Genomic DNA, 22513 nt, shown 5'->3' on the forward strand with positions numbered 1-22513 from the left:
AATGTCAAAAGTACATGAAAGAAACCTCGTCGTAGGTCTAGACATTGGAACATCAAAAATATCTGTGGCTGTTGGAGAGATTACCCCTGACAAAAAATTAAGTATTGTCGGTGTAGGAAATCAACCAGCGAGAGGCATGGATAAAGGTGGCGTTAATGATCTTAATTTAGTGATTCAGTCGATTCAACGAGCGATTAATGAAGCTGAATTGATGGCAGATTGTCAGATCACCTCAGTGTATTTAGGGATTTCAGGCAAACATATCAGTTGTCAAAATGAAAACGGTATGGTGCCAATTAATGATAAAGAAGTGATCCAAGAAGACGTTGATAATGTGATTCACACCGCGCGTTCAGTACCTATTTCTGCAGAGCGTAGAATGTTGCATGTGCTTCCTCAAGAATACTCAATTGACTGTCAAGACGGTATCAAAAGCCCTATTGGTATGTCAGGGGTAAGAATGGAAGCAAAAGTTCATATTGTCACGTGTGCCAATGATATGGCGAAAAATATCGTCAAATGTGTTGAGCGATGCAACTTAAAAGTGGATCAACTGATATTTTCTGCCCTTGCCTCTAGTTATGCCGTGGTAACAGAAGATGAGAAAGAGCTGGGTATTTGTGTCGTTGATATTGGCGCTGGAACTATGGATATTTCCGTGTTTACTGGTGGTGCACTTCGCCATACAGCAGTGATCCCTGTAGCGGGTAACCAAGTAACGAGCGATATAGGTAAAATTTTTAGAACACCATTGAGTCATGCCGAAGAAATTAAAGTGCAATATGCCTGTGCGTTACGTCAATTGGTAAGCATGGAAGAAAATATAGAAGTGCCAAGTGTTGGTGGTCGTGTTGCTCGTTCTATGTCTCGTCATACCTTAGCTGAAGTTGTTGAACCGAGATATCACGAATTATTTGAACTGATCCAAGAAGAATTAAGAGAAAGTGGTTTAGAAGATCAAATTGCTGCAGGTTACGTGTTAACCGGTGGTACGTCAAAAATGGAAGGTGTCGTTGAGTTTGCAGAAGAAGTCTTTCAAATGCCGGTGCGAGTTGCTGTGCCACAAGATGTCTCAGGATTAAAAGAATACGTTAACGATCCAACGTACGCCACGGTTGTTGGTCTATTACATTATGGCATGCAAGCAAGTGAACAAGTGAATAATGAAACAAAATCAACGGAAGGCGTGGCAAGTATTGGTGCACGAATTTTAGCTTGGTTTAAAGGCGAATTTTAATTGTTGTTGAGTGGATATTTGGCTTAACGCAATTTTAACGAAAGAAGTAAAAAGAAGTACAAAGAAGTATTTTTAAAAAAGAAGTTTTGGTGGAACAAAACGATAATAATCGGAGAGAGAAAATGTTTGAATTAATGGAAGACCATAACGAAGAAGCAGTAATTAAAGTCATTGGTGTTGGTGGAGGCGGTGGAAACGCTGTTGAACACATGGTGTGTCAAACCATCGAAGGTGTAGAATTTATAACTGCCAATACTGACTCGCAAGCGTTACGAAATTCTTCAGCTAATGTCACCTTACAAATGGGCGGTGACGTGACTAAAGGTTTAGGTGCTGGAGCTAACCCAGAAATTGGCCGTCGTAGTGCTGAAGAAGATAGAGAAACCATTAAAGAAACCTTACAAGGCGCAGATATGGTTTTTATCGCTGCTGGTATGGGTGGTGGTACAGGTACTGGTGCTGCTCCCGTGGTTGCTGAAGTTGCGAAAGAAATGGGCATTTTAACGGTTGCTGTTGTTACTAAGCCTTTCCCTTTTGAAGGTAAGAAGCGAATGAATTATGCCGAGCAAGGTATCGAATTCTTATCAAAAAATGTTGATTCTTTGATCACTATCCCTAATGAAAAATTATTAAAAGTACTCGGGCCTGGTACTTCATTATTAGATGCTTTTAAAGCCGCAAATAATGTTTTATTAGGAGCGGTTCAAGGTATTGCGGAACTTATTACGCGTCCTGGACTCATAAATGTGGATTTCGCCGATGTTCGCACCGTAATGTCTGAAATGGGCACTGCCATGATGGGGTCTGGTTTAGCATCAGGTGAAGATCGTGCTGAAGAAGCTGCAGAAGCCGCTATTTCAAGTCCATTACTTGAAGATGTTGATCTTGCTGGTGCTCGCGGTATTTTAGTCAATATCACAGCTGGTATGGATATTAGTATTGACGAATTTGAAACAGTAGGTAATGCAGTAAAAGCATTTGCTTCTGAAAATGCGACTGTTGTTGTAGGTGCGGTGATTGATCCAGAAATGACTGAAGACTTACGCGTAACGGTAGTTGCAACGGGTATTGGTGCTGAACGAAAGCCTGATATCACTTTAGTGAATCCAGCGCCTGCTATGGAACCCATTGCGGTAGGTCAAGAGTTTATTGCTAATCCACAAACGGAAGTGAGCTCTCAACCAGTAACAATGCAAGAGGCAAATGCACAAGCACAAAAGGTGCCTGCGGCGGATCTAGATAATTACCTAGATATTCCTGCATTTTTAAGAAAACAAGCGGATTAATTTATTTTTTAAATTAATAAATGCTGAAGTTTTGATTTTGTTATGCTTTTTTGCTATATTATGCGCCCGTCATTATTCGACGACGTATTATAAGTAAAATATAGGCTTAAGAAGGCTGTTTATGATTAAACAACGTACCATTAAAGAAAGTATATCGGCAGTAGGTGTTGGTTTACACAAAGGCGAAAAGGTGCAGATCACTCTCCGACCTGCGCCAGCAAATACGGGTATCGTATTTCGTCGTGTAGATTTAAAACCTGTCGTTGATATTAAAGCGACACCTGAAGCAGTAGGTGAAACGACTTTATGTACATGTTTAGTGAATGAGCAAGGCGTTCAGATTTCCACCGTCGAACACTTGCTTTCTGCTGTTGCAGGTTTAGGAATTGATAACTTAGTTATTGATGTTGATTCTCCTGAAATTCCAATTATGGATGGCAGTGCACTACCGTTTGTTTATTTAATTCAATCGGTAGGCATCGAAACCTTAAATGTTGCTAAGCGCTTTATTCGTATCACGAACACCATCCGTGTCGAAGAAGGTGACAAATGGGCAGAATTAAAACCATATCAAGGTTTTAAGGTTAATTTTGCTATCGAATTTGAACATCCTGTTATCGCTAATACTTGCCAAACAATGAGTATGGATTTATCAAGCTGCTCATTTATTAAAGAAATTAGTCGCGCACGTACTTTCGGTTTTATGAAAGACATAGAATTTTTACGTTCTCATAATTTAGCCTTAGGTGGCAGCTTAGAGAATGCGATAGTACTGGATGAATATCGTATGTTGAACAAAGATGACTTACGTTATGATGATGAATTCGTAAAACATAAAATCTTAGATGCCATTGGTGATCTATACATGTGTGGTAGTAGTATTTTAGGCGAATTAAATGCGTTTAAATCAGGCCACGGTTTGAATAACTTATTACTGCGAGAAGTATTTAAACAAGTGGATTCATGGGAATGGGTTACTTATGAAAACGAAGTAGAATCTCCTATTGAATTTCAAGAAATAAGTGCCAATCAATTTTAAGAACTAAGTGTCTTACTAAAAAACTAGCGAATAAAGCTAGTTTTTTTATGTCTGAAAATTAACGAGATTGTAAAGTTAATTGGGTTTATTCGCTAAACGGGCGAGCTTTTGTAATTTTTTCTTTAAGCTTTCTGGCGCATTTTCTGCAATTTCATTTAATTGATTTGCGGTTTTTTGTGAAATATTCCTGACAACAGGAGGGTTAATTGGTTGTTTAATCGGCTGTTGGTTGCGATAAGGTGAAACTTTTATTTCAATCTGATTAAATTCCCCTGCAGACACTTCCGATAACTTTTGACTGATTTTTACCCGTTCAAACTGTAATCGCTGGCCCCAAGTAGCAGAAATCACCTCAATAACGATAGAATTTTGTTTGAAATTGGCAATATGCCATACTTCTGCTGGCAGGTCGGGGCATGTTTGTCGTACAATATCTGCTAAGATAGTTAAAGAGTTGGTTTTTGCCGCTATTTGTGCCAAAGTGCCCGATGAAGATTTCATCAAGCTTGATGTGTCGAGTGGTTTTTTAGTTTTTCTAACCATAAATCAACCAGTTATATTTTATCATTCTGAATGACAAGAGTGATACTAAACGAAATAAAGAGAGTTATGAGTTTAACACTACTATACCGTGGAAAAAATGTTAGATTTTCAATGAAATTAAATAAATTTCATTGGTTATCAGCCATTGTAATTTTTTCTATCGTATCAGGTTTTGTTGTACACCTGCTTATTTCTTCAGACGCCAAACCTAATTTACCGCTTTATAGTATCAAAGATAATACTCACCAAGTCGAAAAACCTAGTGAGATTAACGATCAACAAGTGGTTGCTTTAACCATGAAGTTGGCCGAATTACAAAGCCAAGTTTTACGGTTAAATGCATTGGGCGATCGCCTTGCAGAGCAAGCTAATATTCCTGAAAATGAATTTAATTTTGAAGCCTTACCGCCTAGTGGCGGTCCAATGGTTCAAAGTCAGGGCAGTGAAAAAAGAAGTTTAGTTGAGTTATTAGCCGATATTTCAAAAGTTGAATTAGCACTGTCATTTGAAGAAAAACAACTTGAGATGCTTGAATCTATTACTTTGGGTCACCATATAGAAAGTATGAGCTATTTATCGGGTAGACCAATTAAAAAAGGGTGGCTTTCATCTTATTTTGGTACCCGTAAAGATCCGTTTAATGGTCAACCTGCAATGCACAAAGGTATTGATTTTGCTGGTAAGGAAGATGCTGACATCATTACTACTGCATCAGGCGTTGTCACTTGGGCCGCAAAACGTTATGGCTACGGAAATTTAATAGAAATAAATCACGGTAAAGGGATAAAAACCCGATACGGTCACAATAAAAAAATATTGGTAAAAGTGGGTGATGTTGTCAGTAAAGGGCAAGTCATTGCTAAAATGGGAAGCACAGGTCGTTCTACAGGCCCTCATGTACATTATGAGATTCTCCGTAATAACACTCAAATAGACCCAATTAAGTACGTTTATCGAAAAGCTAAATAGTTTTTTGTATAATATTTTTTCTGTGATCGGCCTTGGCCGATCACTTTTATTTTGAAGCAAACAATATGCTTCGCGATTTTATAAAATGGTTAAAACAAGATGTTTGTAAATTTAATGACAAAACTGTTTGGTAGTCGTAATGATCGATTAATCAAACAAATGCAAAAAGAAGTTGTAAAAATAAATGCACTAGAGCCAGTTTTACAAGCACTGAGTGATGAAGAATTAAAAGCAAAAACAACTGAATTTAAAGAACGTATTGCTAAAGAAGAAACATTAGACAGCATATTGCCTGAAGCATTTGCCGTTGTTAGAGAAGCAAGTAAACGTGTTTTTGGTATGCGCCATTTTGACGTGCAAATGATCGGCGGCATGGTGCTTAACAATGGTAAAATTGCTGAAATGCGTACCGGTGAAGGTAAAACGTTAACCGCTACTTTACCGGCATATTTAAATGCATTAACAGGCAAAGGTGTTCACGTAATTACCGTCAACGACTACCTTGCTAGTCGTGATGCCGATTGGGCTAGACCACTATTTACATTCTTAGGAATGACCGTTGGTTGTAATATTCCTGGCATGTCTCCACAAGAGAAGCAAGCGGCTTATCAATCAGATATTACTTACGGAACCAACAATGAATTTGGTTTCGATTACCTACGTGACAATATGGCGTTTTCGCCAGAAGAACGCGCACAAAAGCCATTAAACTTTGCCATTATTGATGAAGTGGATTCAATCCTGATTGATGAGGCGCGTACACCACTTATTATATCTGGCCAAGCAGAAGATAGCTCTGAACTTTATAAAATGATCAATACCGTTGTTCCTACATTAGAGCAACAAAATGAAGAAGATAAAGACGAAGAAACAGGCCAAAAAGAAGACTTTGTTGAAGGTGACTTCACTATTGATGAAAAAGCCAAACAAATTTACTTAACCGAACGCGGTCAAATTCGCATTGAACAAATCATGCAAGAAAAGAATTTGATTGAAGAAGGCGATTCATTATTCTCCGCCAGTAATATCACTTTACTTCATCATGTCATGGCCGCTTTACGTGCTCATAAATTATTCCAAAAAGATGTTGATTATATCGTTAAAGACGACGAAATTATTATTGTAGATGAGCACACAGGTCGAACAATGGAAGGACGTCGTTGGTCTGAAGGTTTACATCAAGCGGTAGAAGCGAAAGAAGGTGTTAATATTCAAAATGAAAACCAAACACTGGCCTCTATTACTTTCCAAAACTTTTTCCGTTTATACAATAAATTATCTGGTATGACAGGTACTGCCGATACAGAAGCTTTCGAATTTAATCATATTTATGGTTTAGAAACGGTTGTTATTCCAACGAATCAGCCGATGATCCGAAAAGATTTACCTGATCTAATTTATTTAACCGCAGAAGAAAAATTTGAAGCCATTCTTGAAGACATTCAAGATTGTGTGAAGCGTGGTCAACCTGTCCTTGTCGGTACTATTAGTATTGAAACGTCAGAATTCTTATCTTCATTTTTGAAGAAAGCTAAGATTAAACACAAAGTACTAAACGCTAAATTTCACCAACAAGAAGCCGAAATTGTTGCCGATGCCGGTAAAGTTGGTGCGGTAACTATTGCTACCAATATGGCCGGTCGTGGTACGGATATTGTCTTAGGGGGTAATTTTGATGCCATTGTTGATAAGTTAAAAAATCCTACAGAAGAAAATATCGCGAAAGCGAAAGAAGCTTGGCAAGCCGAGCACGATAAAGTACTTGAATTAGGCGGCTTACATATTGTTGCCACGGAACGCCATGAATCGCGTCGTATTGATAACCAATTACGTGGTCGCTCGGGTCGCCAAGGTGATGCTGGTTCAACACGCTTTTACTTATCGATGGAAGATGGCTTAATGCGTATTTTCGCATCAGAGCGTATTACCAACATGATGCGTAAGCTTGGTATGGAACGTGGTGAAGCTATTGAACATCCTTGGGTGACGAAAAGTATTGAAAATGCGCAACGAAAAGTGGAAGGGCGTAACTTCGATATTCGTAAACAATTATTAGAATTTGATGACGTTTCTAACGATCAACGTAAAGTTATTTACGAACAACGCAATGAATTAATGGATGAATCTGATATTAAAGAGGTTATCTCGGCAATTCGCGCTGATGTTGTTAATGGTATTATTGATCAACATATTCCACCTCAATCGTTAGAAGAGATGTGGGATGTTGCTGGCTTGGAAGAGCGTTTTAAAGGTGACCTAACCATTGAAATGCCGATAGCGCAATGGTTAAAAGAAGACACTAAGCTGCACGAAGAAACACTCAGAGAGAAAATTTTAGCGACGGTTGAAGAGCAATACGAAGCTAAAGAAGCTATGGTGGGGCCTGAAGTTTTACGTCAGTTTGAAAAAGCCGTTATGTTGCAAAGTTTAGATTCTCATTGGAAAGAACATTTAGCGGCAATGGATCATTTACGCCAAGGTATTCATTTACGTGGTTATGCTCAAAAGAATCCGAAACAAGAATTTAAACGTGAGTCATTTGAATTGTTTTCTGAATTATTAGAGAACTTAAAATATGACGTCATCGGGATTTTAAGTAAAGTGCAAATTCGTGCTGAATCGGATGTTGAAGCAGTAGAAGAGCAACACCGTAAAGCGGATGAAGTGCCAAAAGAGTTTTCTCATGAATCATCAGAGGCTGCCACTTCACCAAAACCGCAAACTCCACGTGTTGGACGAAATGAACCTTGTCCGTGTGGCTCAGGTAAGAAATATAAACAGTGCCACGGTAAATTGAGTTAATTAAAATTCATCTTGTCGTTGTAAAACTTAATTTCATTGTTAGCAGTACTCATTGACGAGCGTCAACTCCGTGCTTCTTCCTCGAAATTAAACCATACAACTTAAAGTTGAATATTTAATGGAACAAATAAAGAAGCTTTGAAAATGCCAATCACATGATTGGCATTTTTGTTTAAAGAAAGTGATTTATCACAGCGTGTGAAAAATTAAATTGAGAGAAAATATGAAATTAGTACATGTTGCCGTTGGTGTTATCGTTTCCGAGGGTGAGGTTTTTTTGACTAAACGCTTAGAACACGTCCATCAAGGTGGAAAATGGGAATTCCCAGGTGGTAAGGTTGAAGCAGGCGAATCTGTCGCTCAAGCGCTTCATAGAGAGCTAAAAGAAGAAATTGCTATCGATGTATTATCATGTATGCCTTTACTTGAAATCGTCCATGATTATGGCGATAAGGCGGTGAAGTTAGAGGTTTTCTTAGTCGATAACTTTCAAGGAGAGCCTACGGCACAAGAAGGTCAACAACAAGCTTGGTTTCATGTTAATGAATTGAGTGAAATTGACTTCCCTGACGCGAACATTAGCATTGTTGAGAAACTTAAAGCATTGTACGCTCAACGTTAGTTGAGCATACTCGCTATGTCATACTATTCTGGTTCGACAAAAAATTTATTATGTTGTAAAAATTCATCTTCTAATGCATCTAACATTTCTTCGCTAATTTGCACATCTTTTTGAACGGGTTGAGAAATTTTATGGTTTTCATCAGCCCAATCGCCTAAATCAATCAATTGGCAACGTTTGCTACAAAATGGTCGAAATTCATTTTCTGGTAACCATTGAACTTGTTTATCACAGGTAGGGCAAGGGACTTTTAACGTCATAAGAATATTTCTTTGGAAAAATAACAAGGATTATAAAAAAAACACCACTGGGTTACTAGCACTAACAACGCGCTAATTGAAATAGCACTTGTTGATCAAAATATTTTCGTCCGGTTTCATTACATGGCAGCATGAATCGAATGGAATAACGGAATTTATTGCCACTGACTGTCGGGTAATAATTAGCACCTTTCGCTACTTTGATGCGTAGTAGCAAGATCCCTTCACCATTGTCTTGATAAAAGCCACTTTGACATTGAACATCTTCAAAATTGGTCCGTTGTCTAATAAACTTTAAAATCAGGGCTAATGATGAAAAAATTTGTGCTAATAATGATAACCAATGATGAATATCTTTTTCGATGTCAGCGTGTGGACGATTAAGCCATAAAGTCAGTTGTGGCAAATCAAAACTACAACTACCGCCTTGCATGGCATAACGTTGCTTTAAAGTAGAGAGAAACTTATCTTCTTTAAGTTGCGCCCATTGTGGCGTTGGGTTTTTTAGTTGGCACAGTAAAGAAACAGATTGTTTTAAATTATCTTCTAAAATGCTGTTATCTATATTTGGTGCTCGCGACCAAATGACAAGATTTTGTTCTAATTTTTCCAGATCTTTGATTAACTCGCCTCGAATATCATTTCGTTCTAAAGTGTCTAAGATGGCAAAGAAAGAAGAGAAAAAGATTTGATGGCTAAGGTTGATATCGCATTGCAAACAATCTTTTGCTTGAGAATATAATTGCTCAAGTTTTAAATAGTTTCTAATACGCTCATTGAGCGGATGTTCATACAATACAGACGACATTTTGAAACGCTTTAGCTTAATGATTTAACAGAGTATTATTTCTATACTACCTATAGACTTAACAAATGGCTAATATTTTTACTTTTTGAAAGATTGTTCAGCTAGATCATCTGTTTTGGCTTGGTTTTGGTAATGTTTATGTAAAGTTGTCACCTGAGCTTTTACTTGTTGTAAATCCGCTGATTCATTATCAATCACTTGATTCGCTAACCCTATGCGTTTTTCCCTACTAATCTGACTATTGATAATGGCGTTAACTTCTTGTTGATCACTGTTATCTCGCCGACAAGTTCGCTTTAGTTGTGTATCGACAGAAACATCAACCACTAGCACAGTATTGACTAAAACGTGTAAGTTATTCTCTAGCAATAATGGGGCTGATAAGATGCAGTAATCTCCTGAAGCTGCTGCTAATGCCGATAAAATTGATTGTCTAATTAACGGGTGTAATAAAGCGTTTAGCCATTGTTTTTCGTCATCATTGGCAAATACTTTACTGCGTAAGGCGCTTCTATTTAATTCACCGTTTTCAAGTAAAATTTCTTGGCCAAAATGTTGCGCGATTGCTGTTAAGGCTGCGCTGTTAGGGGTTACGACTTGACGCGCGATAATGTCTGCATCTATGATTTCGATTCCTAAGTCAGCAAACATATTTGATACGGTTGTTTTACCGCTACCAATGCCACCTGTTAAACCAACAATGTACTTTGCCATTATTAAACTCGTTAGATGTATTTAATCGTTTTTATTTTGTTATAGGCTCATTGGCTTTAAGGCATGATGAAACTTAAATAACTTTGCCAAATCCCTTCACCCCAAAGCAAACAAATCCAACCCGCAATGGCTAAATATGGGCCAAAAGGAATGGCTTGTTCGCGTGCGTGATTTTTAAAAATCATTAATGATATGCCAATAATGGCACCGACAGCAGAAGCCATGAGTATTAATAAAGGCAATAACTGCCAACCCATCCAAGCACCGAAGACAGCCAATAATTTAAAATCACCATGACCCATACCTTCTTTACCTGTGATTAGCTTGAATAACCAAAAAACCGAGAATAAACTCATATAACCTGCAACAGCACCAATAACAGCTTGATCTAAAGGAACAATCAAGCCATCAATATTAATGAGTAAACCCAGCCACAAAAGAGGATAAGTAAATTGATCTGGCAGTAACATATGATCGAAATCAATCATGGTTAAACAGATAAGGCCCCACGTGAGAATTAATACGAAAAAAGTAATGGGAGCAACGCCATAATGCAAGGCTACTACTAAACTTAATAATGCCGTAACACTTTCAACAATAGGATAACGAATAGAAATAGCGGTTTTACATTGACTACATTTACCTTTTAACATTAACCAGCTGAGCACAGGAATATTTTCATAGAAACGAATTTCATGGTTGCAATGTGGGCAAGTTGAGTTTGGTTTTGATAAGGTGATTGATTCCGTTTTCTTTGCTTTTTCCGTGGTATCTTTTAGTTCATCAGCCAGAAACTCTCGGCATTCTTTATACCAACCTTGTTCTAACATCTTTGGCAAGCGAAATATAACGACATTTAAAAAGCTGCCAATAGTTAAGCCAACAATAACAACGGTTATATAAAAACTTAAAGGGTAATACTCAAAGGCAGTAATAACATCAGAAAACACGGAGAACCTACTTGCAATACTTGAATTGAAAAGAGTGTGGCGATACGTTCTCGCCACAGTGAATTACGTGATACTTTCATTGATAAAAAGTGATTAAACGACCATACCAATTTGGAATATAGGCAGGTACATTGCCACTATTAAACCGCCGATAACCACCCCTAAAACCGCCATTATCATTGGTTCTAAAAGAGCGGTTAAATTGTCTACGGCATCATCGACTTGTTGTTCGTAGACCGTGGCTACTTTTGCTAACATATCATCAACCGCGCCTGATTCTTCACCAATAGCCACCATTTGAATTACCATATCAGGGAATATACTACAGTTTCGCATGGCTAAGTTCATTTGCATCCCTGAAGTTACTTCTGAGCGAATTTCTAAAATGGCATCGCGAAATACCGCATTGCCTGACGCGCCAGCTGCAGACTCTAAAGCATCCGGTAACGGTACACCGGCAGCAAAGGTAGTGGCAAGGGTGCGAGCATAACGCGCGACGGCGGCTTTTTCTAAAATATCACCCACCACAGGTAATTTTAAAATTTTCTTATCGACACTATCACGAAATTTTTGACTTTTTAAATGCGCTTTTTTGAAAAGGTACATCGCCGCAAAAATAGCACCGAGTCCTATATACCAATAAGCCTGCATAAAATCGGATATTCCTAAAACAAATAAAGTGAAGGCAGGTAATTCTGCGCCGAAACTATCAAAGATTTCTTTAAACACCGGCACAACAAAGATTAATAAAATAGAGGTAACAATAGCGGCAACGACTAATACCGCAATTGGATAAGTCATGGCCTTTTTTATTTTAGCTTTTAATGCTTCGGCTTTTTCTTTATAGGTAGCAACACGATCATAAATGGTTTCTAAAGCACCCGATTGTTCCCCTGATTGCACTAAGTCGCAATACAAACTATCGAAATATTTAGGATGTTCACGTAAGCACTCTGACAAGGGGATACCTGATTGTAATTTGATACTAATATCACCTAACAGTTTTTGCATATTACCATTACTGTGACCTTTACCGATCATTTCAATCGATTGCACTAAAGGTACACCGGCGCCTAACATAGTGGCTATTTGACGAGTAACTACTGCGATATCGGCGGGGACAATCTTTTTATCGCCACCTAAGCCAAATAAAGCCTTAGGTTTTTTCTTCACTCTTCCTGGGGTAACGCCTTGTTTTCTTAATTGCGCTTTTAATTCCAGCATACTCGCAGCAGGCAGCTCGCCACTTACTTTTTTGCCTTTGCGATTCACCCCTTGCCATTGAAAGACATCGAGTTCTTTTGTGGTGGCGATTTTTTGTTTTGCTGAAGCTGCAGCTGCCATATAAACCCCTAGTAGTTATACTCGATTAACGCTCATCTAATATTCGAACTTATATCAAATATTAGCGCATAGCAATTGTTGCTAACCTACTGCTTACATTTTGAACGCTAAAATCTAGTTGCAATTTTGCTTTATGAATTTGTCACGCGATTAATTTCTTCTAAACTCGTCATGCCTTGCATGGCTTTTTTAATGCCAGATTGCCTTAAGTTATCAAAACCTTCTTTTTGACATTGGGCGGCAATATCTAATGAGTTACCGCCTTCCATAATAATATTAGCCACTTGTTCGCCAATTTTTATCACTTCATAAATACCGACGCGGCCTTTATAACCACCAGTACATTGATCACAACCGACAGGTTTAAATAAAGTAAATTGGCCAATTTTATCTTCTGGGAAACCTTGTTTAAGTAATTCCGCTTCTGGAATAACTTCTTCTGCTTTACATTGAGTGCATAACCGACGTGCTAAACGCTGAGCAATAATAATACTAACAGAGCTGGCTACGTTATAGGAAGGCACTCCCATATTAAGTAAACGAGTCAAGGTTTCAGCGGCTGAATTAGTATGTAGGGTGGATAATACTAAGTGACCAGTTTGAGCAGCTTTGATAGCAATTTCAGCGGTTTCTAAATCTCGGATTTCACCTACCATAACAATATCGGGATCTTGACGAAGAAAAGAGCGTAGTGCGCTTGGAAACGTTAAGCCAGCTTTAGTGTTTATTTGTACTTGGTTAATCCCTTCTAAGTTGATTTCTACCGGATCTTCGGCGGTGGAAATATTACGCTCTTGGGTATTTAATATATTTAAACCGGTATAAAGAGAAACGGTTTTACCCGAACCGGTTGGCCCTGTAACTAATATCATGCCTTGAGGCTGGGCGAGAGCATCCATATAGATTTTTTTCTGCTCTGCCTCGTAGCCAAGCATATCGATACCAAGCATAGCACTGGAAGAGTCTAAGATCCGCATTACAATTTTTTCGCCCCACATGGTGGGTAGAGTACTGACTCGAAAATCGATGGATTTACGTTTGGATAACGCCAATTTTATCCGGCCATCTTGCGGCACACGACGCTCGGCAATATCAAGCTTAGACATGACTTTTAATCGGGCTGCCATTCGAGATGACAATGAAATAGGCGGTTTAGCAACTTCGGTTAAAATGCCATCAACGCGAAATCGAATACGATAAGATTTTTCGTAAGGTTCAAAATGTAAATCTGAGGCGCCTTTTTTAATCGCATCGAGCAGTATTTTATTAATATAAACAACGATAGGGGCATCTTCTTTACCGCCAGTAGCACCGTCGCTGTCATCTTCAGTTCTTTCTTCTTGAACATCAATGCCAGAGAGTTCTTCAGTATCAATATCACTGATATCTAATGCATCGCTTTCTTCTTCTAATACTTTATCAATACAGGCATGTAAACTTTTTTCATTGGTCAGTACTAATTCAGTGGTAAAGCCGGTATTAAATTGAATTTCTTCAAGTGCGTCTAAATTGGTTGGATCAGACATAGCAACAAATAACACTTTACCACGTAAAAATAACGGTAAGGCATTATGTTTGCGGATCAGCTTTTCATTGCGAATACCTTCTGGGACTAGGCTTGTATCGAAATGTTGTAAATCTATGAGCGCATAGCCAAAACTTCGCGATAAAATACTGGCTATATTTTGGGCGTCAAAATTTTTATCTTCAACCAGATAACGTACAAAAGGTTTTTTCTGCTGAATAAAATCAGCACTGATTTCATCCAGTTGCTCAGAAGTCACTAAATTATGCTTAGATAAAGCTGATAAAACACTAGATTGTTGATGCAGTCCTTTCATAACGCCTTGGTTGTACTCAATTTAATAGTAACGTTTTACAGTGTAACTCATTTTTGTACACAAAGAAAAAGAGTTGTTTAGAAAGTAAAAAAGCTCCCGTAGGAGCTTTTTTTAAATTATATTAATATTAACATAGACCAGCGGTTAAACAAGTGCCGCCTTCAGTCCAGACAATACCACCTTGCGCATCAACTGTTGCTGTAAGAGTGTATGTAGCATTAGTAACACCACCAGCACTTAAATCAGAAGTGATTGTAATTACACCGTCAGCCATATTCGCACCAGTTACATGTGTTGCTGCAAGAGCGCCTGGATCATCTTTGGCTGGAATACCAAACTTGGCAGCGTCTAAATCTGTTTTTGCTGCACCTTTGGTTTGAGCTGCAATACTAGCTGCATTCTTGTATATCCCTGAAGCTAATATAACTTCAGCGAATTTAGCTCTATCAGCATATGTTTGATAAGCCGGTAATGCTACCGCGGCTAAAATACCGATAATCGCAACTACGATCATCAATTCAATTAATGTAAAACCTTTGTTAGTTTTTGCTGTTGCTAAGTTTTGTAATGTTTTTTTCATAATAATTAAATCCATACTCTAATTACGGGGGCTGACTTCATACTGCGACAAAATTTGTGAAATGTAAAATTTTGTATCGACTTTTTTTGCATTTTTTTACTTTTTTTTCAAAAAAGTCCATTTTTAGGTGAAATCAGCTTGATTTTTAACAGAATGTTTACGAATTTTTTTTGCCTTTAATGGTAAAAAAATTGGTTCAAGTAAAAAGTAGTTGAAAAATAGTTAAATGATTACTGCTAACATGCCAAGAAAATTTATGATTTTGATTGAGGGAGTCAAAAAGTTAGTTAAGCAAGTATTTACTTACCGAATAAACTGTTTGGTATAAAAAAAAACGGGCCGATCGTGAACAATTGGCCCGTTTTTTTGATGATATGAATTCAATCAGACAAAACGCATTGAAAGATCAACGGCGTTGACATGTTTTGTAAGCGCACCTGACGAAATAAAATCAACGCCAGCTTTGGCATAGGTGGTTAATGTTTCTATGGTCATATTGCCGGATACTTCTAGCTTTGTTTTACCTTGAGATATATCGGCTGTTAACTTAACCGCTTGTTCTATCATCTCAGGAGTAAAATTATCTAACATAATGATGTCAGCTTGGGCATTTAACGCTTGAGTTAGTTCTTCAATACTCTCTACTTCAACTTCAACGGTAATGCTAGGGTGGTTTGATTTTGCTGTGCTGATCGCTTTTGCAATACCCCCACAAGCGGCGATGTGATTTTCTTTAATTAAAAAAGCGTCAAATAACCCAATACGATGATTAACGCCACCGCCACATTTTACCGCGTATTTTTGTGCGCTACGTAAACCTGGTATCGTTTTTCTGGTATCTAATAACTTCGTATTAGTGCCTGATAAACATTCAACATATTTACAAGTAGTTGTTGCTGTACCAGATAAGCTTTGTAAAAAATTGAGCGCGGTACGTTCACCGGTTAGTAGAGCTCGTGCATTGCCTGATAATTCAAATAAGGTGGTATTGGCTTTAACCGCTTGTCCGTCAGTAACGAACCAAGTGATTTTTGTCGCTTGTTCTCCGGTAAAACCAAAGGCGTTATCAAGTTGTAAAAAAACTTGATTTACCCACTCTACGCCACAGATCACACATTCATCACGGCAAATAATATTAGCAACTGCTTGATTGTCTGCCGGGATCAGTTCGGCAGTAATATCAAGGGTATTGGTTATTTCTGTAGGTTGAGTGACGCCAAGATCTTCACATAATGCCCAAGCAACAGTTTGCTCAATATCGTGTTGAAGTTCTGATGAATGTTGAGAAGAGGTCATTAAATTTTCGCTTAATAATTTTAAAAGGGTAAAACACTAACGCTCACGTAAAATGAGCAAGTTTCCTGATTGACTAAATTCTACCTTTTTTAAGGCACTCATGCCCAATAGAATTTCATTTGATTTCATACCTGGGTTAATACTTGCACTGATATTATATAAAAACAAATTGCCAATATTAAGTTGGTCTATCATCGTTTTATACACTCTGACATTACCATTAGCGGTTTGTGCAATATGACTTCCTTGACTAGTTAATTGTAATTTGTCAGCAATATGAGCAGGAATTGATACATTTGTCGCGCCCGTATCAAGAAGAAAGGTTACGTTTTGATTATTAATTTTGCCCTGAGTAACATAGTGACCTTGCTTATTTTGCAATAATCTCACTTCTGCTTTTCCAGATTCAGTTAGACGATACTCAGGTTGTGCATTCGGATTCCATTGCTGTTCCAAAATATCTTGAAAGACAAACACCAGTAAAGCTAACACTATCAACCATGCAATCCAGATAAATATTTTGCCCATTTTATTGGTACTTATTTCTGGTTGTGATGTCATTAGCTTTAATTTCCTTGCGATCATTTAACGTTGCGGCTGTAGCGTGTTACAGCAATTGCGTGATTTGTCGTTGCACTTTATAACCTTGGCTTTGAATACACGCATACAAACAGTATGATAGTGAGTATATCAATATTTATTGTGCGATTTGTATGCCTAAACCAACAATTTCTCAATCTGACGCAATTATGACTATCAATCAAGGATGGTTAGAGCAGGCTGAAAAATGTATTTCACCTCATTATGACCAACGTGAGCACTGTGCAAGTGACGAAATATCTTTACTTGTGATCCATAATATTTCACTTCCTGCAAGGCAATTTGGTGGTCAGTATATTTCTGATTTATTTTTAGGTCGGTTAGATCCCCAAGCTCATCCGAGTTTTGAAGAAATTTATCAATTACGCGTATCAGCCCATTGCCTTATTCGTCGTGATGGCCAGATTATTCAATATGTTTCTTTTAATGACCGAGCCTGGCATGCGGGTGTGTCAAACTATCAAGGCAAAGAAAAGTGCAATGATTTTTCCATAGGAATAGAGCTGGAAGGTGCGGATGATATTCCTTATACTAACGAACAATATCAACAACTTAGCCAGTTAACTTTATCACTGATCACCACTTACCCTTTAATAGCGGGTAATATCACTGGTCATTGTGATATTGCACCGAGTAGAAAAACAGATCCTGGTGATGCCTTTGATTGGCAAAAGTATCAGCAAATGATATTAAATAACTAGTTCACGAATAAATAACGACCGAGTGTAAAGCTTGTTACTTACTTTTTTGCTTTTTAAGCATAATAATATAATAAATACCGATAACATTAATGGATAATAAACATGAGCCTAATTAGTTTACTTATTGCTTTAGCGGCAGAACGCTATTTATCTTCTTCTGCTTGGCAGTTTTCTGCATATTATTCTCGTTATCATGCGTTATTTCAGCGCTATTTAGCCTTGGGCTCGCCTAGCAAGTCAGTGTTAGCTAATAGCATATTTTTACTTTTACCTGTTATCGGTTGTTACTTTCTATTAAGTGTTGTTGACAATAGTTTAATACACCTTGTGATCTCAACATTACTCTTAATTTTGTGTTTTGGCTGTGTAAAAACGCGAGATATTTATAAACAATATTTAATGGCTGCTTTTCGAGGGGAAACAACCACGTGTGATATGCATCATAAACAATTATTACAGGATAAAAACTTACCTGATATGGGCTTTGGGCAAGCGTTAATTTGGCTCAATTATCGCTACTTTATTGCAATCATGATCTTTTTTGTTGTTTTTGGTGCACCGGGCGCTTTATTTTACCGACTGTTAAGTCAGTTAAATGAAGCAAGCGATGAACAAGAAAGTGAGAAAAATGAAACCGATGAGCCTGAAATTAGCAATGCGGATAAAAGCGTCGATGACACTATTGAAGCGACAACGGAATATCAACGTAGCGAAGATGAACTAAAGGTCAGTGAATATAATCAGCAATTACTTTTCTGGTTAGATTGGCTACCTGTTCGGATGCTTGCTTTTGGCTATATGCTAGTAGGGCACTTTTCACGAGCCTTACCTGTGTGGTTGGAAAACTTCTTTGATGTAGGAAAATTACCACATAATGTATTAATTAGTGTTGCCGAGAAATCTGAAGATTTTATGGTTGATGTCAATGATTGTACTGCTGAGCCCTGTTTGTTGGTTCGATTAGCAAAACGATCTTTATTATTGTGCTTTTCAATTATTGCATTGCTGATTCTTACTGGGGTTATTAGTTAAATTATAATTATTTTCTTAACGTTATAGCCGTAACTTCTATCCCTATAAGTTACGGCTTTCTCACTCTTTTTTAATCTGTTTTACTCTTTTTAACGCAGTTCTTTCACTAAAAAAAGCGACTTTACTGATCAATTTACAGTTGTTTTTTTAGCCAGCTGAACTATGTTCTATTTACAAAATCAAAATATTTTGTTATTTTTACGTCACTTTTTACAATGGTAATACCAATTGACCGCGAGTTTTTTGCTTGTTTTTAAAAGAGTATTTATCAAATTAGGTAAAGATTTTACATTATGGTCCTAGCCAATATTAAACAACCAGTGAAGCAAGCAAAACTCTCAGATGTGATTCAATCACAACTGGAAGCGATGATCTTGGAAGGTAGTTTAATCGCGGGCCAAAAATTACCACCTGAACGCGAATTAGCCATTCAATTTGATGTTTCTCGCCCCTCGCTTCGCGAAGCCATTCAAAAATTAGAAGCCAAAGGTTTAGTGACACGCAAACAAGGCGGTGGCACTTTTGTCAGTGAACAAATTCTCAAAGGCTTTTCTGATCCTCTTTTTGATTTAATGGCACAAAGTAATGAGTCGCAATTTGATTTATTAGAGTTTCGTCATGGTATCGAAGGAATGTCTGCTTATTATGCGGCAATGCGTGGCACGGCCGCAGATTTTGATGAAATTAAAAGCAAACATGAAGCGATTGGCAATGCCCAACTTGAAAATGACTATTGTGATGAAGCGAAAGCGGTATATGAATTTTATTTAGCGATATGCTCGGCATCACATAATGGTGTGATTTTGCATTTAGCGAGAAGTATGTCTTCAATTGTCATTGATAATATCGAGCAGAACTTAACAATACTGGCTCAACGACCTGATATTTTTGCGAAAATTGCTGAGTATCGAACCCGTTTACTCGACGCAATTGTCAGTGGGCAACCTCAAAAAGCTTGGGGTGCCAGTCACCGCCATTTAGCTTTTATTGAAGAAGTATTATTGAATTTAACGGAAGAACAGAGTCGGATGCAACGCTCAATGCGTCGTATGCAAAAGATTTGATAAAAGAAATTGGTTTTTATTTGTTTTCTAAGAACCTAACAAGAAATAGGTAGATTAAAGAGACTAAAGTTATGTTTGAATTTTTAGCACTTTTTAATCTACACCTTATTTACCTTAACTAACGAAAGAATGGAGACTAAGTAATTATGTCTGAATTCCCAAACATTGATATTGATTCATTAGAAACCCAAGAGTGGTTAGAATCAATGGAATCGGTTTTAGAAAATGAAGGTCCAGAACGCGCACATTTTTTATTAGAAAAACTAATTGACCATGCTCGTCGTAGCGGTACACATTTACCTTTTGACGCAACGACTGCGTATGTGAACACTATCCCTCCAGGGCAAGAACCACATATGCCAGGCGATCAAACGATCGAAGCGCGTATTCGTGCGGCTATTCGTTGGAATGCATTAGTATTAGTACTTAGAGCGTCAAAAAAAGATCTGGAATTAGGTGGCCATATTGGCTCTTTTGCATCATCTGCGATGCTTTATGATGTAGGTTTTAACCACTTCTTTAAGGCCGCGTCACCAGAAGATGGTGGCGATTTTATTTTTGCTCAAGGCCATATTTCTCCGGGGATTTATGCACGTTCTTTCCTTGAAGGTGCATTAACTGAAGAACAATTAAATAACTTCCGTCAAGAAGTAGATGGTGGTGGTCTTTCTTCATATCCTCACCCACATTTAATGCCAGACTATTGGCAGTTTCCAACTGTTTCTATGGGCTTAGGTCCATTGCAAGCTATTTATACTGCACGTTTCTTAAAGTATTTAACGGATCGTGGTATTAAAGATTGTTCTGGCCAACGTGTTTACGCTTTCCTTGGTGACGGTGAAACAGATGAGCCAGAATCATTAGGTGCGATTGGTTTAGCGTCGCGCGAAGGTTTAGATAACTTAACGTTTGTTATTAACTGTAACTTACAACGCCTTGATGGGCCTGTTCGTGGTAACGGTAAAATTATTCAAGAACTTGAAGGCACGTTCCGTGGTGCAGGCTGGGAAGTTACGAAAGTTATTTGGGGTTCATACTGGGATGCTTTGTTAGCTCGGGATACTTCAGGTAAGTTATTGCAGTTGATGAATGAAACCGTGGATGGTGAGTACCAAAACTGTAAAGCGAAAGGTGGTAAATATACTCGCGAGAACTTCTTCAATAAGTATCCTGAAACGGCTGAAATGGTTGCAAACATGTCTGATGAAGACATCTGGCGTTTAAACCGTGGTGGTCATGATCCTGTTAAAGTTTATGCTGCATATGATAAAGCCATGAAAACTAAAGGTCGCCCAACGGTTATTCTTGCTAAAACGGTTAAAGGTTTTGGTTTAGGTACTGCCGGCGAAGGTTTAAATATTGCGCATAACGTAAAGAAAATGGACGTTGAGTCAATTAAATATTTCCGTGATCGTTTTAATATTCCAATTGCTGATGAAGATATTGGCGATTTACCTTATTACAAATTTCCAGAAGATAGTGTTGAATACAAATACATGAAAGAGCGTCGTGAAGCATTAGGTGGTTCATTACCTGCACGTCGTCAACAAGCGGAAGAAACGTTAGAAATTCCACCGCTTAAATCTTTTGATGCGATTTTAAAAGGTTCAGGTGAGCGTGAAGTTTCATCGACGATGACTTTTGTTCGTGTATTAAACAGCTTATTAAAAGATAAGAAAATTGGTAAGCGTATTGTGCCAATTATTCCTGATGAAGCGCGTACTTTTGGTATGGAAGGTTTATTCCGCCAAGTAGGTATTTATGCGAATGAAGGTCAAAAATATATTCCTCAAGATGCCGACCAAGTTGCTTATTATCGAGAAGATAAAAAAGGTCAGGTATTACAAGAAGGGATTAACGAATTAGGAGCGATGGCGTCTTGGGTTGCATCTGGTACTTCATATTCAACTTGTAACGCGACAACGATTCCATTTTATATTTATTACTCAATGTTTGGTTTTCAACGTGTTGGTGACTTAGCTTGGGCGGCAGGTGATTCGCAAGCACGTGGTTTCTTATTAGGGGCAACGGCAGGTCGTACTACGCTAAATGGCGAAGGTTTACAACATCAAGATGGCCACTCACATGTGCAAGCGGGATTAATTCCAAACTGTGTTACCTACGATCCAACATATGGTTATGAAGTGGCGGTTATTGTGCGCGACGGTTTACGTCGTATGTATGAAAACAATGAAAATATTTTCTACTACTTAACGTTAATGAATGAAAATTACCAACATCCTGCTTTCCCTGAAGATAGCAATGTTGCGGATGAAATCATTAAAGGTATTTATAAGCTTGAAACTGTTGCATCTAAAAAATCTGTTGCGAACGTTCAGTTAATGGGCTCAGGTACTATTTTATTACAAGTGCGAGAAGCTGCTCAGATTTTAAGTGCTGATTACAATATCTCAAGTGACGTTTATTCTGTTACTTCATTTAACGAATTAGCGCGTGACGGGCAAGAAGTGACTCGTCAAAACATGCTTAACCCTGAAGCAGAGCAAAAAGTACCTTATATCAGTACCGTTATCACTAAAGAAAATGGTCCTGCTATTGCTGCAACTGATTATGTGAAGTCTTATTCTGATCAAGTTAGAGCATTTATTGATACTGAATATCGTTGTTTAGGAACTGACGGTTTTGGTCGAAGCGATAGCCGTGCTAACTTACGTCGTCATTTTGAAGTTAATGCGGCTTATATTGTGGTAGCGTCATTATTTGAATTAGCCAACCGTGGTGACATTAAGTATTCGGTGGTTACTGAAGCGATCAAACGCTTTAATATTGATACTAACAAACTTAACCCACTTTACGCTTAATAA

Annotated in this window: 20 protein-coding genes; 10 read left to right on the forward strand and 10 right to left on the reverse strand. The window is 37.9% G+C overall.

Features of this window, described 5'->3' with window-relative positions; translation table 11 throughout:
* Window position 1: 1 nt before the first annotated feature.
* The 3 genes from ftsA (at window position 2) to lpxC (ending at window position 3562) form a co-directional block, all read left to right on the forward strand.
* The gene (ftsA, locus tag RM573_RS07110; protein WP_311579391.1) at window positions 2-1237 is read left to right on the forward strand and encodes a cell division protein FtsA; all 1236 of its coding nucleotides are present in this window, start codon (window positions 2-4) and stop codon (window positions 1235-1237) included.
* A gap of 122 nt (window positions 1238-1359) precedes the next feature.
* Window positions 1360-2523 (forward strand): cell division protein FtsZ, encoded by a 1164-nt coding sequence (ftsZ, locus tag RM573_RS07115; RefSeq protein ID WP_311579394.1) that lies wholly within the window; start codon window positions 1360-1362, stop codon window positions 2521-2523.
* Between the two features lie 121 nt (window positions 2524-2644).
* Window positions 2645-3562, forward strand: a complete 918-nt coding sequence (lpxC, locus tag RM573_RS07120) for a UDP-3-O-acyl-N-acetylglucosamine deacetylase (protein ID WP_311579398.1) — start codon at window positions 2645-2647, stop codon at window positions 3560-3562.
* Window positions 3563-3637: 75 nt separating this feature from the next.
* Here lpxC and RM573_RS07125 read toward each other — a convergent pair whose 3' ends face one another.
* A complete protein-coding gene (locus RM573_RS07125; protein WP_311579401.1) occupies window positions 3638-4105 on the reverse strand; it encodes a DUF721 domain-containing protein in 468 nt (155 codons plus the stop codon).
* Window positions 4106-4216: 111 nt separating this feature from the next.
* On the opposite strand from RM573_RS07125, the gene RM573_RS07130 reads away from it, so the two are divergent.
* The 3 genes from RM573_RS07130 to mutT all read left to right on the forward strand — a co-directional run bounded on the left by RM573_RS07130 (window position 4217) and on the right by mutT (window position 8498).
* Window positions 4217-5074: a M23 family metallopeptidase gene (locus RM573_RS07130; protein WP_311579404.1), complete on the forward strand. Its 858-nt coding sequence runs from the start codon at window positions 4217-4219 to the stop codon at window positions 5072-5074.
* 99 nt (window positions 5075-5173) lie between these two features.
* Window positions 5174-7876 (forward strand): preprotein translocase subunit SecA, encoded by a 2703-nt coding sequence (secA, locus tag RM573_RS07135; RefSeq protein WP_311579407.1) that lies wholly within the window; start codon window positions 5174-5176, stop codon window positions 7874-7876.
* A gap of 223 nt (window positions 7877-8099) precedes the next feature.
* Entirely contained in the window at window positions 8100-8498 is a 399-nt protein-coding gene (mutT, locus tag RM573_RS07140) for an 8-oxo-dGTP diphosphatase MutT (protein WP_311579410.1), read from the forward strand.
* A gap of 23 nt (window positions 8499-8521) precedes the next feature.
* Here mutT and yacG read toward each other — a convergent pair whose 3' ends face one another.
* From yacG to RM573_RS07185, 9 genes are all read right to left on the reverse strand, one after another.
* On the reverse strand, window positions 8522-8758 hold the full coding sequence (gene yacG / locus RM573_RS07145) for a DNA gyrase inhibitor YacG (RefSeq protein ID WP_311579413.1): 237 nt from the start codon (window positions 8756-8758) through the stop codon (window positions 8522-8524).
* Between the two features lie 61 nt (window positions 8759-8819).
* Entirely contained in the window at window positions 8820-9566 is a 747-nt protein-coding gene (gene zapD / locus RM573_RS07150; RefSeq protein ID WP_311579416.1) for a cell division protein ZapD, read from the reverse strand.
* Window positions 9567-9644: 78 nt separating this feature from the next.
* Window positions 9645-10280 carry a dephospho-CoA kinase gene (coaE, locus tag RM573_RS07155; RefSeq protein WP_311579419.1) on the reverse strand — a complete coding sequence of 212 codons (636 nt, stop codon included), beginning with the start codon at window positions 10278-10280 and terminating at the stop codon, window positions 9645-9647.
* A gap of 56 nt (window positions 10281-10336) precedes the next feature.
* Window positions 10337-11230 carry a prepilin peptidase gene (locus RM573_RS07160; protein ID WP_311579422.1) on the reverse strand — a complete coding sequence of 298 codons (894 nt, stop codon included), beginning with the start codon at window positions 11228-11230 and terminating at the stop codon, window positions 10337-10339.
* Window positions 11231-11323: 93 nt separating this feature from the next.
* On the reverse strand, window positions 11324-12574 hold the full coding sequence (locus RM573_RS07165; RefSeq protein ID WP_311579424.1) for a type II secretion system F family protein: 1251 nt from the start codon (window positions 12572-12574) through the stop codon (window positions 11324-11326).
* A 131-nt stretch (window positions 12575-12705) separates the two neighbouring features.
* Window positions 12706-14415, reverse strand: a complete 1710-nt coding sequence (gene pilB / locus RM573_RS07170; RefSeq protein ID WP_311579426.1) for a type IV-A pilus assembly ATPase PilB — start codon at window positions 14413-14415, stop codon at window positions 12706-12708.
* Window positions 14416-14542: 127 nt separating this feature from the next.
* Complete coding sequence (locus RM573_RS07175; protein ID WP_311579429.1) at window positions 14543-14995, reverse strand: pilin; 453 nt, start codon at window positions 14993-14995, stop codon at window positions 14543-14545.
* A 384-nt stretch (window positions 14996-15379) separates the two neighbouring features.
* Entirely contained in the window at window positions 15380-16291 is a 912-nt protein-coding gene (gene nadC / locus RM573_RS07180; RefSeq protein ID WP_311579431.1) for a carboxylating nicotinate-nucleotide diphosphorylase, read from the reverse strand.
* Window positions 16292-16327: 36 nt separating this feature from the next.
* The gene (locus RM573_RS07185; protein WP_311579434.1) at window positions 16328-16852 is read right to left on the reverse strand and encodes a retropepsin-like aspartic protease family protein; all 525 of its coding nucleotides are present in this window, start codon (window positions 16850-16852) and stop codon (window positions 16328-16330) included.
* Window positions 16853-17004: 152 nt separating this feature from the next.
* Between RM573_RS07185 and ampD the strand changes: the two genes are divergently transcribed.
* From ampD to aceE, 4 genes are all read left to right on the forward strand, one after another.
* Complete coding sequence (gene ampD / locus RM573_RS07190; RefSeq protein ID WP_311579437.1) at window positions 17005-17592, forward strand: 1,6-anhydro-N-acetylmuramyl-L-alanine amidase AmpD; 588 nt, start codon at window positions 17005-17007, stop codon at window positions 17590-17592.
* 102 nt (window positions 17593-17694) lie between these two features.
* Window positions 17695-18624, forward strand: a complete 930-nt coding sequence (gene ampE / locus RM573_RS07195) for a beta-lactamase regulator AmpE (protein WP_311579440.1) — start codon at window positions 17695-17697, stop codon at window positions 18622-18624.
* Between the two features lie 293 nt (window positions 18625-18917).
* Entirely contained in the window at window positions 18918-19688 is a 771-nt protein-coding gene (gene pdhR, locus RM573_RS07200) for a pyruvate dehydrogenase complex transcriptional repressor PdhR (RefSeq protein WP_432280224.1), read from the forward strand.
* A gap of 146 nt (window positions 19689-19834) precedes the next feature.
* The gene (aceE, locus tag RM573_RS07205; RefSeq protein WP_311579443.1) at window positions 19835-22510 is read left to right on the forward strand and encodes a pyruvate dehydrogenase (acetyl-transferring), homodimeric type; all 2676 of its coding nucleotides are present in this window, start codon (window positions 19835-19837) and stop codon (window positions 22508-22510) included.
* The last annotated feature ends 3 nt before the right edge of the window (window positions 22511-22513 follow it).

This window comes from Thalassotalea castellviae, assembly GCF_031846185.1.
Classification (GTDB): Bacteria; Pseudomonadota; Gammaproteobacteria; order Enterobacterales; family Alteromonadaceae; genus Thalassotalea_H; species Thalassotalea_H castellviae.

Bases quoted from the DNA above. Each gene is read 5' to 3' on its own strand.
- ftsA (WP_311579391.1), top strand. From the start codon at position 2: ATGTCAAAAGTACATGAAAGAAACCTCGTCGTAGGTCTAGACATTGGA.
- ftsZ (WP_311579394.1), top strand. From the start codon at position 1,360: ATGTTTGAATTAATGGAAGACCATAACGAAGAAGCAGTAATTAAAGTC.
- lpxC (WP_311579398.1), top strand. From the start codon at position 2,645: ATGATTAAACAACGTACCATTAAAGAAAGTATATCGGCAGTAGGTGTT.
- RM573_RS07125 (WP_311579401.1), bottom strand. From the start codon at position 4,105: ATGGTTAGAAAAACTAAAAAACCACTCGACACATCAAGCTTGATGAAA.
- RM573_RS07130 (WP_311579404.1), top strand. From the start codon at position 4,217: ATGAAATTAAATAAATTTCATTGGTTATCAGCCATTGTAATTTTTTCT.
- secA (WP_311579407.1), top strand. From the start codon at position 5,174: ATGTTTGTAAATTTAATGACAAAACTGTTTGGTAGTCGTAATGATCGA.
- mutT (WP_311579410.1), top strand. From the start codon at position 8,100: ATGAAATTAGTACATGTTGCCGTTGGTGTTATCGTTTCCGAGGGTGAG.
- yacG (WP_311579413.1), bottom strand. From the start codon at position 8,758: ATGACGTTAAAAGTCCCTTGCCCTACCTGTGATAAACAAGTTCAATGG.
- zapD (WP_311579416.1), bottom strand. From the start codon at position 9,566: ATGTCGTCTGTATTGTATGAACATCCGCTCAATGAGCGTATTAGAAAC.
- coaE (WP_311579419.1), bottom strand. From the start codon at position 10,280: ATGGCAAAGTACATTGTTGGTTTAACAGGTGGCATTGGTAGCGGTAAA.
- RM573_RS07165 (WP_311579424.1), bottom strand. From the start codon at position 12,574: ATGGCAGCTGCAGCTTCAGCAAAACAAAAAATCGCCACCACAAAAGAA.
- pilB (WP_311579426.1), bottom strand. From the start codon at position 14,415: ATGAAAGGACTGCATCAACAATCTAGTGTTTTATCAGCTTTATCTAAG.
- RM573_RS07175 (WP_311579429.1), bottom strand. From the start codon at position 14,995: ATGAAAAAAACATTACAAAACTTAGCAACAGCAAAAACTAACAAAGGT.
- nadC (WP_311579431.1), bottom strand. From the start codon at position 16,291: ATGACCTCTTCTCAACATTCATCAGAACTTCAACACGATATTGAGCAA.
- RM573_RS07185 (WP_311579434.1), bottom strand. From the start codon at position 16,852: ATGACATCACAACCAGAAATAAGTACCAATAAAATGGGCAAAATATTT.
- ampD (WP_311579437.1), top strand. From the start codon at position 17,005: ATGCCTAAACCAACAATTTCTCAATCTGACGCAATTATGACTATCAAT.
- ampE (WP_311579440.1), top strand. From the start codon at position 17,695: ATGAGCCTAATTAGTTTACTTATTGCTTTAGCGGCAGAACGCTATTTA.
- pdhR (WP_432280224.1), top strand. From the start codon at position 18,918: ATGGTCCTAGCCAATATTAAACAACCAGTGAAGCAAGCAAAACTCTCA.
- aceE (WP_311579443.1), top strand. From the start codon at position 19,835: ATGTCTGAATTCCCAAACATTGATATTGATTCATTAGAAACCCAAGAG.